This window comes from Pseudomonas sp. LBUM1644 (genome assembly GCF_059716195.1).
In genome coordinates this window covers 2,229,746-2,243,096 of the sequence record NZ_CP166812.1, presented here as the reverse complement: position 1 = coordinate 2,243,096, position 13,351 = coordinate 2,229,746, and the positions used below count along the sequence as shown (strand labels likewise).

The following is a 13,351-nucleotide window of genomic DNA, read 5'->3' as shown; positions in this document are numbered from 1 at the left end:
GTTAAATAGCCATCACCGACTGTAGGAGCGATGCTTGCTCGCGAAAAACGATGACGCGGACGGCCGGGTGTATCGCGTTTAAATTCTTCGCGAGCAAGCATCGCTCTACAAAAGCATTGTTCCCATAGTTTGGCTATACATGAAGGGGGAGTTTGATCAATAACGAAATAAAGGAGGCCCATGCAGACCTTTCAAGTGTTGATCATCGGCAGCGGATTTGGCGGTCAGTGCGCAGCGATCAATTTGCTCAAGGCCGGCATTGACGATTTTCGTCTGCTGGAGCGACGGGACTTTTTTGGCGGCACCTGGTGCCAGAACACGTACCCCGGCGCGGCGGTCGACGTGCCCTCGCCGCTCTATTCGCTGTCTTTCGCGCCCTACCGCTGGACGCAAATGTTCGCCGAACAAGCCGAACTGCACCGTTACACCCAGCACGTGGTGGAGCATTTTGGCCTGCGCGACAAAGTGCAACTGGAGGCGAATGTCGATCGCATCGTGTGGGATGACGAGGGCAAGCGCTGGGCCGTGCACACCGCCAGCAAAGGCACCTTTTATGCGCAGTTCCTGATCAACGCCACCGGGCCGCTGAGCCAACCGGTGATTCCGCGTTTCGCGGGCCTGGAGCGATTCCAGGGCAAGACATTTCACACCAATAATTGGGATCACGCCTACGACTACCGACAAAAACGTGTCGCGATCGTTGGCAGCGGCGCGAGTGCGGCCCAGGTCATTCCGGCGATTGCTCCGGACGTCGAGCACTTGCACGTGTTCCAGCGCACGCCGCACTGGGTCTTGCCCAGGGCCGACCGCACGTTCGGCAGGTTCCAGCGCTGGTTGTTAGGCGTCAAGCCGGCCTACAAACTACTGCGCTGGATGATTTACTGGCAATTCGAAACCCGGGTAATTGCCTTCAAATATTCGAAACCGGCGATCCACATGGTCCAGCAACACGCCCTGCGCTTCCTCAGACGGCAAGTCCCCGACCCTGAACTGCGACGAAAACTGACCCCGGATTTCACCATCGGCTGCAAACGGGTAATTGTTTCGAGCACTTTGTACCCCGCGCTGGGCCGGCCGAATGTCACCCTGCACAGTCGTGAACAAGGGATCGCGGCCCTCGACGAAACCGGAATCGTCACCCTGGACGGTCAGCACATCGACGTCGACCTGATCGTCTGGTCCACCGGTTACGACGCCACCGATGGAGTCATTTCCTACCCTGTCACCGGAAAAAACGGCAAGCGACTCAGCGATTTCTGGGCGACCTACCCACGCGCCTACCTCGGCACCAGCCTGCCGGACTTTCCCAACCTGTTCATCGTCACCGGCCCCAACACCGGCATCGGCCACACGTCGGCACTGTTCATCATCGAGTCCCAGATGAACTACATCCTCGGTTGCATTCGCACCTTGAAAGCACACGGTCTGCGCAGTATCGAAGTGCGCCCCGAGGCAGAACGTACCTACACTGAAATGATCCACCGTGAGATGGAGCGCACCGTATGGAAATCGGGCGGCTGCCACAGTTGGTATCAAAGCAAGAGCGGTCATGTGATTGCCATGTTTCCGGGGTTCAGTTTCAGTTATCACCGACTGACCCGAACACTGAAGCCCATCGACCACATTCTGTCCTGATCACGTAAAAGGAAGACACCTGATGCTTGTGTTGGTTGTCCTGATAGCGGTTTTCGTGGCCTGGAGCTGGTTGAGTTACCCGGCGATCGGGTATTGGCTCTATGACCTGAACATGGCCGTGGAGGCCAAGCTGTATCGGTTGCACAAAATCGTGGTGCCCATCACTGAAATGACCGTTTCAACCTGGCAAGGCGGCCCTTACGAAGCCTCCAGCAGCGTGCTGATGCTTCACGGCTACAGCGCCGACAAGAATATCTGGCTGCGTTTTGCCCGACATTTTGTCGGCCAGTATCGAGTGATCATCCCCGACATCGCCGGCCATGGCGAAACCGGCTTCAAGGCCGGCGGTGGCTATGACATTCCGTTGCAGGCCAAGCGAATGATCCAGTTGCTCGACGTCTGCGGTGTCGAGAAAGTCCATGTCATCGGCAACTCCATGGGCGGCTACATCGCGGCATGGCTGGCGGCCACTTACCCGGACCGGATTGCTTCGGTAGCGCTGATCGACCCGGCCGGCGTCACCGCCCCCGAGGCCAGTGACATGGAGCGGCATTTGGCCAAGGGTCACAACCCGTTCCTGATTCACTCGAGGGAAGAGTTCCAGCGGTTCTACGCCATGACCATGGCCGAGCCGCCGTGGGTGCCAGGGGTGGTGCTCGACGCCATCGCCCAGCGCTATCAACAGCAGCGCGAGGAACTGGAGGAGATCTTCAAGGACTTTCGCGCCAGCCCGCCGATGGAGCCGAAACTCCCCGCCATCAGCGCCCCGGCGCTGTTGCTATGGGGGCGCAAGGACCGTTTGATCGATGTCAGCAGCGTGGCCATCTGGAGCAAAGGCATTGCCGATCTTCGGGTGGAAATCTGGGACCACATCGGCCATATGCCGATGGTGGAGCAACCGGCAAGTACGGCGCGCCTGTATCGGGAGTTCTTGGCATCGCAACGCACCGAAAGCCGTTCACACCTGTGATCTCCGTAGGACATGTGTAGGAGCTGTAGGAGCTGCCGAGTGAAACGAGGCTGCGATCTTTTGATCTTAAAAATCAACGTCAAAAGATCGCAGCCTCGTTTCACTCGACAGCTCCTACAAAGTTCCAACAGGTCCAACAGGTTCAACAGGTTCAACAGGTCCACAGCTCCGGGTGTGAAGCAGTCCTTGGCAGAATGAAGTTCGTAGGATTCTTCGTTTGTCCCCGCCGCGCAAGGCTGCGATCTTTTCCCACATCCTTCACGTCACCGCGCCAGGAATTTTTTTCATGAGCCACCCGAACTTCATCAGCCCCGACCTGATCCGCCAGCGCTTTTCCAAAGCGATGTCCGACATGTACCGCGAAGAAGTACCGCTGTATGGCGCGCTGATGGAACTGGTGGAACAGACCAACCGCCACGTACTGGAAAGCGATCCACAGATCGCCCGGCAGCTGAACAGCACGGGCGAGATACAGCGCCTGGACCTCGAACGCCACGGCGCGATCCGTGTCGGCACCGCCGCTGAACTGGCCACCCTGGCCCGTCTGTTTGCGGTGATGGGCATGCAACCGGTGGGCTATTACGACCTGACCCCGGCCGGCGTGCCGGTACATTCCACCGCTTTTCGCGCCGTGCATGAGGCGGCGCTGCAAGTCAGCCCGTTCCGGGTGTTCACCTCCCTGCTGCGCCTGGAACTGATTGAAGACCTGGATCTGCGCGCCTTCGCTGAATCGACGCTGGACAGGCGTTCAATCTTTACACCCGCAGCACTGGCGCTCATCAATCGCGCCGAAACCGAAGGCGGCCTCACCGAACAAGAAGCCCGGGACTTCGTCGAACAGGCACTGGAAACCTTTCGCTGGCATCACAGCGCCACTGTCACCGCCGAGCAATATCAGAAGTTGAGCGCCCAACATCGCCTGATCGCCGATGTGGTGGCATTCAAAGGCCCGCACATCAACCACCTGACGCCGCGCACGCTGGACATCGATATCGTCCAGGCACAAATGCCCGCCCACGGCATTACCCCCAAAGCCGTGATCGAAGGCCCGCCCCGCCGCCAGTGCCCGATCCTGTTGCGCCAGACCAGTTTCAAGGCCCTGGACGAACCGATTGCCTTTACCGATCAAACGGACACGCGGGGCAGCCACAGCGCACGTTTTGGTGAAATCGAGCAACGGGGTGCTGCACTCACCCCCAAAGGCCGGGCACTTTACGACCGCTTACTCAATGCGGCCCGGGACGAACTCAAGGACTTCCCCAACGAAGCCAACGCCGCGCGTTACAACACGCTGATGGCGCAACACTTCGGCGAATTCCCTGACACCTACGAAGGCATGCGCCGACAGGAACTGGCGTACTTTCGCTACTTCGTCACGGAAAAAGGGCTGGCGGCCGACGAACTGAAGACCGCTTCGCTGGATGAGCTGGTCAGCGGTGGCTATTTGCGCGTTGAACCCCTGGTGTATGAAGATTTCCTGCCGGTCAGCGCGGCGGGGATTTTTCAGTCGAACCTGGGGGACGCGGCGCAAACCCACTATGGGGTGCATTCGAACCAGCAGGCGTTCGAAAAGGCGTTGGGGCGGCCGACTATCGACGAGCTTGGGTTGTATGCCGAGACGCAGCGGCGTTCGATCGTAGAATGCTATACCGCGCTGGATCTCTCCATCTAAGGAATGGCGAGAACCTGTAGCAGCTGGCGCAGCCTGCGTTCGGCTGCGCAGCAGTCGTAAAATCAGCTGCCGTGGTCTTTCAGGAAAATCGAGGGTGTCAGTTTTACGACTGCTGCGCAGCCGAACGCAGGCTGCGCCAGCTGCTACAGGTCACGGGTTCATTTCAGCTTCGCCAACAGAGCCTCGGCAGCCGCCTGCGAAGACGCCGGATTCTGCCCCGTCAGCAGCAGGCCATCCGTGACCACATAGCTCGCCCAGTCATCGCCCTTGGAATAGATCCCGCCCTTCTCCTTGAGCATGTCTTCCACCAGAAACGGCACGACATCCGTCAACTGCACCGCTTCTTCTTCACTGTTGGTAAACCCTGTCACGCGCTTGCCTTTGACCAACGGCTGGCCGTCCGCGCCTTTGACATGCCGCAACACACCCGGTGCATGGCACACCGCCGCGACCGGTTTGCCGGCCTTGAAAAACGCCTCGATCAGCGCGATTGAATTTTTGTCTTCAGCCAAATCCCACAGCGGGCCATGCCCACCGGGATAGAAAACCGCGTCGTAGTCTTCAGCCCTCGCGCTGCTCAACAGGGCGGTAGACGCCAAGGCGGATTGAGCCGCCGCGTCTTTGCGAAAGCGATCGGTGGCAGCGGTTTGCGCATCCGGCTCATCGCTTTTCGGGTCCAGCGGCGGCTGGCCACCCTTGGGCGATGCCAGGGTCAACTGGGCGCCAGCATCTTTAAAGGCGAAATACGGAGCGGCAAATTCTTCCAGCCAGAAGCCGGTTTTCTTACCGGTATTACCCAATTGATCGTGGGACGTTAGAACCATAAGGATTTTCATGTCGTTCTCACTCAATGGCAGGATGTTCGGACGCTTTACGGCGTGTCGTTGCTTTGTTATGGACCGCTCGACCCTTTGATTCGTTGCACCGGATGCCTCCTCGCCATGAGGGATAGCGCAAAGCCTTGATGCGCAAGAAGTTGCGCACACATCCTCCAGAAACGTCCTACATGAACGCTAAACGCCCCACCCGGCACGCCCTGCGCACACTGCTCGGCATTCCTGGTTGAAAATCTTCCGGCGGTCAAACAACTCGCCTCAACAGCCTGATGTATATGGCTTTAAACGCTTATGGCACGGACATTGATAACAGTCAGGCACCCACCGGGCGATATCGCCTCCCGGGCACCCTCATTTATCAAGCAAGGAGAGCATCCATGGCAACACCCGCCTACATGTCCGTCACTGGCGAGAAACAAGGCCTGATCACTGCCGGCGCATTCACCGCCGACTCGGTTGGCAACACTTACCAGGAAGGTCACGAAGACCAGGTGATGGTTCAGGCTTTCAGCCACGACGTCATCATCCCGCGTGACCCGCAATCCGGCCAAACGACCGGTCAACGCGTGCACAAGCCAGTCGTGATCACCAAGGTATACGACAAATCTTCGCCACTGCTGCAGGCAGCGCTGACTTCCGGCGAGCGCATGAGCGAAATCGTTATCCAGTGGTTCCGCACTTCGGCTCAAGGTACCCAGGAGCACTACTACACCACCAAGCTCGAAGACGCGATCATCGTCGCCATCAACAACACAATGCACAACTGCCAGGACCCGTCGAACTCGCACTTCACGCATCTGGAAGAAGTGCAATTCACCTACCGCAAAATCACCTGGACCCACGAAGTATCCGGTACTTCGGGTTCCGATGACTGGCGTCAGCCGGTCGCCTGAATCAGCCAGAAGATTAAGCGAACACTCCCTAAAAGCGTCTTTTTTACACCGGCGAAACCAGCACGAACTCTGATAAAAAATAACCGAACAATGAAAAACGGGCGATCAACTGATCGCCCGTTTTTTATGCATTCACATCCAACAAACTGCTGAGAAAGGTGTTCGCCCAGTGGAATGGCCTTGGCAATCCATGCACCGGTAAAGAGCCCTGACACTGGGCGAACGGGGAACATTTTAATAGAAGCCGCCGGAATTGTCCGTGGGCTTAAACATGAAATTATCGACATAATGATTAACAAAATGTCAGCAGTCATATCACGTCAGAAAATCTCCTAACTCACCCGTTCGACGATTAAAACCAATCGTTCTTATACAAGAAACTGTACAAAAACGATCAGTCCGTAGAATTAATGCTGACTGGTCACTTTCAGGATGTCGGTGTAGGTCACTACGACGCTCTGCCCGACTTTCAAGTCTTTCAGTTTCGCCTGAACTTCTGGCCGTTCGACATCGACCGTTTTCGACTGCCCGGCCGGGTTTTCGAGGGTCACCCGGTTTTTCGCCAGATCAATTTTGGTGATCTTCAGTTGTACCTGCACCTGACGGTAGGCTTCACCACCGGGGTTTGGGTTGTCTTTGGTGGCGCGAATTTCGCCAACACGCTCAGTAGAGCCTGGTAGGCCTTTGTCGACGTCGGTGTCGAGAAATGCCGCGACCGAGTGGGTGACTTCAACGCTGACTTTATCCCCGACTTTCAGGTTGCCCAGATCCTTGGCTTTGTCGGACAGTTGTACATGGACCTCTTTACCTTCCGGCCCTTCGAGGACTACCCGATGGTTGGCAGCGTCGACCGCCAGTACCTTGGTATCGACCTGATCGGCTACCACGACGGCAGACAGCGGAATGTCCGCAGCCATGGCGCTAAGGCTGGCAGCAGACAGCAAGGTAGCGAGGGTGATGGCTTTAGTCAGTGCGTGGAGTTTCATAGCAGTACTTTCCCTGTTAATGGGTGGCAGCAGTCGGCGCTGGCACGCAGGTCAGCGTCGACTGTGCGGATGAGCATAGACGCGGATCAGAGAATTTTCGCAGCTTTTAGCTCCGTGGTTTACCCCCCGCAAATCCCCTTAAGCTTCGGGGTCGTCCACCTCTTGGGCGACGTTCACGGCGGGCGAGTCCTTGTGGGATTGCTCGGCCTTGGTCTTCAGGGCTTGCCATTGTTCGAGGTCGATGGCGCCCTGCCCCAGCAAATCGTCGGCCACGCGCAGCAGTTCGGCGAAATGGGCGTCGGGGGATTGCTGCCAGTAGGCCTTGTCGTCGAAGAGGCGGTGCCAGGATGCAAGGTCGGGTGGTTTGAGGTCGTCGCTCATGGCGGGCTCCGGTGGCGGTGTTCGTTCGGTAGAGAGTTGGGGGCGTTCGGAGTTCCAGCGAATTAAGAGCAAGATCAAAAGATCGCAGCCTGCGGCAGCTCCTACATAAGCTGCGATGTTTTGATCTTAATAGCCGGTCATTTCCAGATAGCCCTGCCCCGCGTGACTGCCGCTCAGGCGCACGGGGCCTTCCCAATAGGGGATGCGCAAATCCATCCAGGCATTGGGGTTGAGGGCATCCAGGGTGATGTCGAGGTGTTTGCCGGGGATTTTGACCGACCAGCGCACGGGCATCGAACGGCCGGCGACTGTCGCGGTGTCTTGCGGTGTGAGGCTGATGTCGGCGGCGTGCAGTAATTGCGTCTGGCCCTGAGCGTCGATCCAGGTGCCGGTCAGATAAGGCTCGCCGTTTTTCTGCCGCATGCGATAGAGCATGACGTGTTCGCCGCTGTCCAGGTGCAGGGAAAACCAGTCCCAGCCGGTCTGATTGGCGGTCAGTGGCTGGCTGCTCCATTCGCGATCGAGCCAGGCCGGGCCGTTGACCTGATAGGTTTGGCCGTCGATTTCCAGGGTGCCGCTGGCCTGGAAAAACGGCTGGCTGTAGTAATACGACGCCTGGCCCTGTTCGGATTTGCGGCTGTACCCATTCTCGCCCTGCAGCACCGGCGGGCGCGTGGACGTGAGGCGCAATTGGTAGCTGAATGCCTTGTCGCGTGCGCTGAGTTGAAGATCAGCCAAATCAGCAGAATCCCGGCTGCTGAACCGCCAATCGTCGATCCATGCACTGAAGGGTTGCACGCTGACCCCGGCCTGCCCGATCCCGCCACGGGCATAGCGTTCAGCGGCATGATGCACCGTCGCCGATGTCACCGCCGCGTGCCCCAGCCAAATTGTCTGGTTAGCCCAACCGGCCACCTCGGGAGCGACTTTCAAGGTGCTGCGAAACAACGTCCATTGCACGCCAAACTCACGGCCCTGATCGTCTTTGAGGTTGGCGGTGACGTACCACCACTCGATGCGAAAGCCGTCGTGAGCACCGTGATCCTCAGGGAAGCTGAATACTCGACCCGGCACGACGGGGGTAAAAGTGGCGGCTTGTGCACCGAGGCCGGCGAAGCCTTTCTCGGCAGGCGCCGGTTTATCGCACCCATTCATCAATAAAGCCAACAGTAAAAAGCCGAGCTTAATCCTCATGCGCAAACGTCCTCAGCAGGTCGGCCGGTTGCGTGCGGTACAGCGAGTAAAGTGGCCACGCCGAGGCGAGCAATGTCGCCAGCAGCGCCAGCCCCATCAACTGCAACAGCTGCATCGGGAACACCCGTAACGGCAGCCTCCAGCCAAACGCCTGAACGTTGATCACCGCGTCCAGGCACCAGGCCAAGGCCATGCCCAACGGCAACGCGAGCACCAGCGTCAATACGGCCAATAACCAGGTTTGCCCAAGGTTGAGCAGCATCAGTTGCCGACGCGTCACCCCCAATGCCCACAACGGTGCGAGTTGTCCGAGTCGGCTCTGGCTTTGGGTCAGCAGGCTGATGAACAACGCCACGCCCGCGACGGCGAGCGTCAGGCTGTTCAACGCCGCAGTGGCGGCAAACGTGCGTTCGAACACTTGGGTGGACCAGCCTTTGAGCCGGGCCTGATCGACGATGCGGCTGTCGTCCAGCGCGAAGCGAGCTTGCAGGTTTTTGAGGAACGCCGGGATCGACGCCGGGTCGATGCGCAGGTTGAAACGGTTTGGCGTCAGCTGCGGCCAGCCGCGCAGCAAGTGGTTGACGTTGACCAGCAGGTGGCCCTTGGGATTGCCGTAATCGGCGTAGATCCCGACAATCCGCGGCGACCAGGCACCGCTTGGCGTGGGGATCGTCAGGTGGTCGCCGAGGCGCACCTTCAGGCGCCGGGCCAGTTGTTCGCTGAGCATCAGCGCATCGTCCTTGGCCAAGAGGTCCCACGGGTTGTCACCCACAGCTTCCAACAACGGCCAATGCTGGCGGTAGGTCGGGTGATCGATCACGCCAAACACCTCCGCTGGCCAGCCTTGCAGCTGGATCGACACCTGCCAGTTGGGCAGCACCGCCGTCAGTTGCGACTGCTGTTTGAGCCAGGCGTGAAGTTCTCTGGCCTGGGCCGGGTTTTGTGGATTGAGGTAGAGCTCGGCGGTCAGGCGTTGTTCGAGCCAGTCGCTGAAGGTCTGGCGAAAGCCGGCGGTCATGCTGCCAGCACCGATGTTGGCCGCCAGTGCCAGCAACAGCGCCATCAGCGCCAGGCTCAGGGCCGGCAATTGCTGGCGGCAGTCGGCGAGAAACCATTGCCCCAGGACCGAACGACTGCGGCTCAGCACCAGGTTCAGCACCAGACTCAATACCACCGGCAGCGCCAATGCGGCGCCAAGCAACAGCGCGGCCATCAGCACAAAGCCGCTGGCCAGGCTGTCGCCGCCGATCAACGCGATCAGAGCGATCACCGCCGCCAGCGCCGCCACCCAACCCTGGCGCCGCAACCAGCGGGCATGCGCTTGATGCCAGGCTTGCGGATCGGCCAGGGCCAGCAATGGCAGGCGTGCCGCCCGCAGCAGACTGTTGGCACCGGCGAGCAATGCGCCGAGCAAACCCAAACCGACACCGCTGAGCCACCACAGTGGACTGAGGCTCAATTGCCCCGGCACTTCGGCGCCGTACAACCCGCGCAAACTGGCGGCGACGTCCGGCAATAGCACGCTGGCCAGCAGGTAGCCGCTGGCAACGCCGACGAGTCCACCGATCAACGCCAAGGCACCCAGTTCCACAGTGAGGCAGGCAATCAGCATCCGCGCACCGACCCCGCAGGCGCGCAAGGTCCTGAGCAAGCCACGGCGTTGTTCGAGCGCCAGGCCAATCGCCGCGTGAACGATAAACAGGCCAACCACAAATGACAGGAACCCCAAGGCATCCAGGTTCAGGTGAAAGCTTTCGGTCAGGCGCGACAGGTTGTTTTCTTCGCCGCTGGTCTTGAGCTGAAGCTGGCCCTTGAATTGATCAGGCAAAGGCGCGGTGAAATCCCTGGGCAACAGCAGACGCGACAGCTGATCCGGCAACCCGAGAATCTGCTGGGCAAAACCGATGTCCACCAGCAACACACCGGGGGCCATGTCGGCCTGGGCCTGCAGCGGCGGCAATGCCTGACCGCCCGCACTCAGCGGTCGATCGCCCACCTGCAGTCCGAGTGCCTGCAGGGTCTGCGGCGAAATCCAGGTACGGCCCGGCTGGCTGAAAAAATCGACGACCTGCTCGATCGGCAACGTCTGTCCAGCCACGGCGGACCCCGCCGGCAACGACACCGGTTCGATACCCATCAGCTGCACGCGCTGGTCTTCATGACCCTTGAGCGTCAGCCGACCTTGCAGCACCGGCGACACCGGCCAGCCGGCACGGCGCAGGTCGACAAACACTTGCTGAGAGAAGGTCCCGCCATTGGGTGTACTGAGGCTGGCCTGGGGTTCGCCGCCGATCAACTGACTGGCGCGGGCATAGCTTTCCCGCGCATGGCTGTTCAGCGCCTGGACACCGGTCAACAGGCTGGTGGCGAGCCACAGTCCGGTCAGCACACTGAAAAACTGCACCGGGTGCTGCCGCCAATGGCTGAGCAGCGCACGCAATGTTTCGCGAAACACCCGCACTTCAGCGCTCGTCCGCGCCAGCCAGGCGGCCACCGTGGAGCACCACGCTGTCTGCCAGTCGCGCGGCCACTTTCGAGCTGTGGGTGACCATCAGCAAGGTCGTCGGACTGTCGTCGAGCAGCTCCAGCAACAACTTCAACACCTCGTCGCTGGTCGACTCATCGAGACTGCCGGTGGGTTCATCCGCCAACAGCAGTTTCGGTTGCGACGCCAGTGCGCGGCCCAGCGCCACCCGCTGCTGTTGGCCGCCGGACAGTTGCTCTGGATAACGCCGCAGCAAATCCCCCAGCCCCAGGCGCTGCACCAGATGCGCCTGCCAACGCGGATCATGCCGCCCCGCCAGCCGCGCCTGAAACGCCAGGTTATCCTCGACCCGCAAACTGCCGATCAGGTTGAACTGCTGGAACACCAGGCCGATTTCGGTGCGTCGCCAATTCGCCAATTGCCCTTCGTTCATCTGCTCCAGCCGATGTTCGCCACTGCGGATGCTGCCGCGATCGACCTTGTCCAGCCCGGCGATCAGGTGCAGCAAGGTGCTTTTGCCACTGCCGGACTCGCCCATCAGCGCCAGGCTGCCACCGGGTTTCAACGTCAGGTCGACACCTTGCAGCACCGGCAGCGGGCCCTGCGCAGTGGCGTAGCTTTTGAAGACGTCGCGAACCTCAAGCATGGGCAAATCCGTTCGATGAACATGGGGCAAGGATAGCGGCCTTGCATGTTATTTGTCCGATGGCGATTGCGGCCCCGCCCGACCACCGCCCTTACCTCGAGGCTGGTCTAACCATAACCATAAAAAACGGAGACGCCATGCCTCGTTTCACTTTGAGCCCTCATGGCCTGCTGGCCTGTGCGGGCTTGCCCGCGATGGCGCGCCCGACACACCGCCTTCGCGAGCAAGCCCGCTCCCACAGGGTTAGCGGGTGTACGCGAAATCTGTGAGCAACCGAAATCCCTGTGGGAGCGGGCTTGCCCGCGAAGAGGCCGGCACATCCAATATCCATGTCGCCTGACACACCGCCTTCGCGAGCAAGCCCGCTCCCACAGGATTAGCGGGTGTATGCAAAGTCTGTGAACAACCGAAATGACTGTGGGAGCGGGCTTGCCCGCGAAGAGGCCGGCACACTCAGTATCCATGTCGCCCGACACACCGCCATCGCGAGCAGGCTCGCTCCCACAGGATTAGCGGGTGTATGCAAAATCTGTGAGCAACCGAAATCCCTGTGGGAGCGGGCTTGCCCGCGAAGAGGCCGGCACATCCAACTTCAATGTCGCCTGACACTCCGCCATCGCGGGCAAGCCCGGCTCCCACAGGGTTAGTGGTGGATGCAAAATCTGTGGGCAGCCGAAATTACTGTGGGAACGAGCCTGCTCGCGAAGGCGTCAGCAGGAGCATTGCATACGTCAGCGCTTCACCCCCACCAACGTAAAACACAACGGCAGCTGCGCTTTCTTCTGTTCATACAGATCATAAAGCGCCTCGCGGTTGGAATGCGGGTACTCCTTGAAGTGGCTGATCTGCAATCCGGCGTCAATGGCGCCGGTGAACATCGCGCCCAGGGTGTGGACGAACCAGTAGGACGCTGAGGCCTGCTGGTCGACCTTGCCTTCGTAGACGATCGGCTGGTCCTGCACGAAGGGCTCGCTGCGATACGAACTGGCCAGACGGTAAGGATCGATTGACTCGGGGTCGAACATTTCCAGGAAGGGATGGGTTTCGTACACCACCAGCGCGCCGCCGGGCTTGAGGGTTTGCGTCGCGTGGCGGAAGAACTCGGCGATGATTGACCGGCACGAGTCTAGATCAGGGTCCTGGAAAAACCCATTTGGCCTTTGTTGGAATCTTGTAATTCAGGCATCGCGAATGCGTGCTCCTACGGCAGCTATAGTTAATGACCTTGGGGAAACGCGCAAAAACCGATTTCGTAGGTGCTGTCATGAAAAACACCGATCTGACGCTGTTGTTTGCCCTCTGCCTGACTGCCACCGCCTGTGCCCAAGCGGACGACAGCCCGATGCAGACCGACCGCTCCAGCAGCGAATTCAATTATTACGGGGCGGACCAACCGTTCGCCCACCCTGCACCACCGTCCCTGAGCACCGTGCCGCCGGGGTCGTACATCCCGACAGCCCCTCAGGATTTCATCCCGATTGCCAGCCAGCATGACTTCCACGACTCGCGGTTACCGACGATCGCGGACGCCTCGGTTCGGGTATTCATCCGCACCTATGACGAGGTGCACGGTGTCTACGTCAACGAAGAAGTCCTCGACCCGACGTGCGTGCTCGAGTGCCTCAGTCGCCAGGGGCCGTTGATGCAATAAGG

Annotated in this window: 12 protein-coding genes and 1 pseudogene; 5 read left to right on the top strand and 8 right to left on the bottom strand. The window is 59.7% G+C overall.

Annotated elements, in window-relative coordinates:
• Nucleotides 1-180 precede the first annotated feature (180 nt).
• The 3 genes from ACA052_RS10120 to hglS all read left to right on the top strand — a co-directional run bounded on the left by ACA052_RS10120 (nucleotide 181) and on the right by hglS (nucleotide 4,277).
• Nucleotides 181-1,635, top strand: coding sequence for a flavin-containing monooxygenase (locus ACA052_RS10120; protein ID WP_497649529.1), 1,455 nt, complete (start codon nucleotides 181-183; stop codon nucleotides 1,633-1,635).
• Nucleotides 1,636-1,657: 22 nt separating this feature from the next.
• Nucleotides 1,658-2,605 carry an alpha/beta fold hydrolase gene (locus tag ACA052_RS10115; RefSeq protein WP_497649528.1) on the top strand — a complete coding sequence of 316 codons (948 nt, stop codon included), beginning with the start codon at nucleotides 1,658-1,660 and terminating at the stop codon, nucleotides 2,603-2,605.
• A 286-nt stretch (nucleotides 2,606-2,891) separates the two neighbouring features.
• Entirely contained in the window at nucleotides 2,892-4,277 is a 1,386-nt protein-coding gene (gene hglS, locus ACA052_RS10110) for a 2-oxoadipate dioxygenase/decarboxylase HglS (protein WP_497649527.1), read from the top strand.
• A gap of 158 nt (nucleotides 4,278-4,435) precedes the next feature.
• Here the strand turns inward: hglS and ACA052_RS10105 are convergent, their stop codons facing one another.
• Nucleotides 4,436-5,113, bottom strand: coding sequence for a type 1 glutamine amidotransferase domain-containing protein (locus ACA052_RS10105; RefSeq protein ID WP_497649526.1), 678 nt, complete (start codon nucleotides 5,111-5,113; stop codon nucleotides 4,436-4,438).
• A gap of 377 nt (nucleotides 5,114-5,490) precedes the next feature.
• Between ACA052_RS10105 and ACA052_RS10100 the strand changes: the two genes are divergently transcribed.
• The gene (locus ACA052_RS10100) at nucleotides 5,491-6,006 is read left to right on the top strand and encodes an Hcp family type VI secretion system effector (protein ID WP_497649525.1); all 516 of its coding nucleotides are present in this window, start codon (nucleotides 5,491-5,493) and stop codon (nucleotides 6,004-6,006) included.
• Here ACA052_RS10100 and ACA052_RS10095 read toward each other — a convergent pair.
• The 7 genes and pseudogenes from ACA052_RS10095 to ACA052_RS10065 form a co-directional block, all read right to left on the bottom strand.
• Nucleotides 5,991-6,320 carry a hypothetical protein gene (locus ACA052_RS10095; RefSeq protein WP_497649524.1) on the bottom strand — a complete coding sequence of 110 codons (330 nt, stop codon included), beginning with the start codon at nucleotides 6,318-6,320 and terminating at the stop codon, nucleotides 5,991-5,993. The two genes, ACA052_RS10100 and ACA052_RS10095, sit on opposite strands and share 16 nt — an antisense overlap.
• A gap of 93 nt (nucleotides 6,321-6,413) precedes the next feature.
• Nucleotides 6,414-6,992: a hypothetical protein gene (locus tag ACA052_RS10090; RefSeq protein WP_497649523.1), complete on the bottom strand. Its 579-nt coding sequence runs from the start codon at nucleotides 6,990-6,992 to the stop codon at nucleotides 6,414-6,416.
• 138 nt (nucleotides 6,993-7,130) lie between these two features.
• Nucleotides 7,131-7,373: a hypothetical protein gene (locus tag ACA052_RS10085; protein WP_497649522.1), complete on the bottom strand. Its 243-nt coding sequence runs from the start codon at nucleotides 7,371-7,373 to the stop codon at nucleotides 7,131-7,133.
• A 126-nt stretch (nucleotides 7,374-7,499) separates the two neighbouring features.
• Nucleotides 7,500-8,567: a lipocalin-like domain-containing protein gene (locus ACA052_RS10080; protein WP_497649521.1), complete on the bottom strand. Its 1,068-nt coding sequence runs from the start codon at nucleotides 8,565-8,567 to the stop codon at nucleotides 7,500-7,502.
• On the bottom strand, nucleotides 8,557-11,028 hold the full coding sequence (locus ACA052_RS10075; protein WP_497650290.1) for an ABC transporter permease: 2,472 nt from the start codon (nucleotides 11,026-11,028) through the stop codon (nucleotides 8,557-8,559). Before ACA052_RS10075 ends, ACA052_RS10080 begins: the two co-directional genes overlap by 11 nt.
• Before the next feature lies 1 nt (nucleotide 11,029).
• Nucleotides 11,030-11,698 (bottom strand): ABC transporter ATP-binding protein, encoded by a 669-nt coding sequence (locus ACA052_RS10070; RefSeq protein ID WP_497649520.1) that lies wholly within the window; start codon nucleotides 11,696-11,698, stop codon nucleotides 11,030-11,032.
• A 731-nt stretch (nucleotides 11,699-12,429) separates the two neighbouring features.
• Nucleotides 12,430-12,807: pseudogene (locus tag ACA052_RS10065) on the bottom strand (SAM-dependent methyltransferase); the annotation flags it as partial.
• A 155-nt stretch (nucleotides 12,808-12,962) separates the two neighbouring features.
• Here ACA052_RS10065 and ACA052_RS10060 point away from each other — a divergent pair.
• Nucleotides 12,963-13,349, top strand: coding sequence for a hypothetical protein (locus ACA052_RS10060; RefSeq protein WP_497649519.1), 387 nt, complete (start codon nucleotides 12,963-12,965; stop codon nucleotides 13,347-13,349).
• Nucleotides 13,350-13,351: the final 2 nt, after the last annotated feature.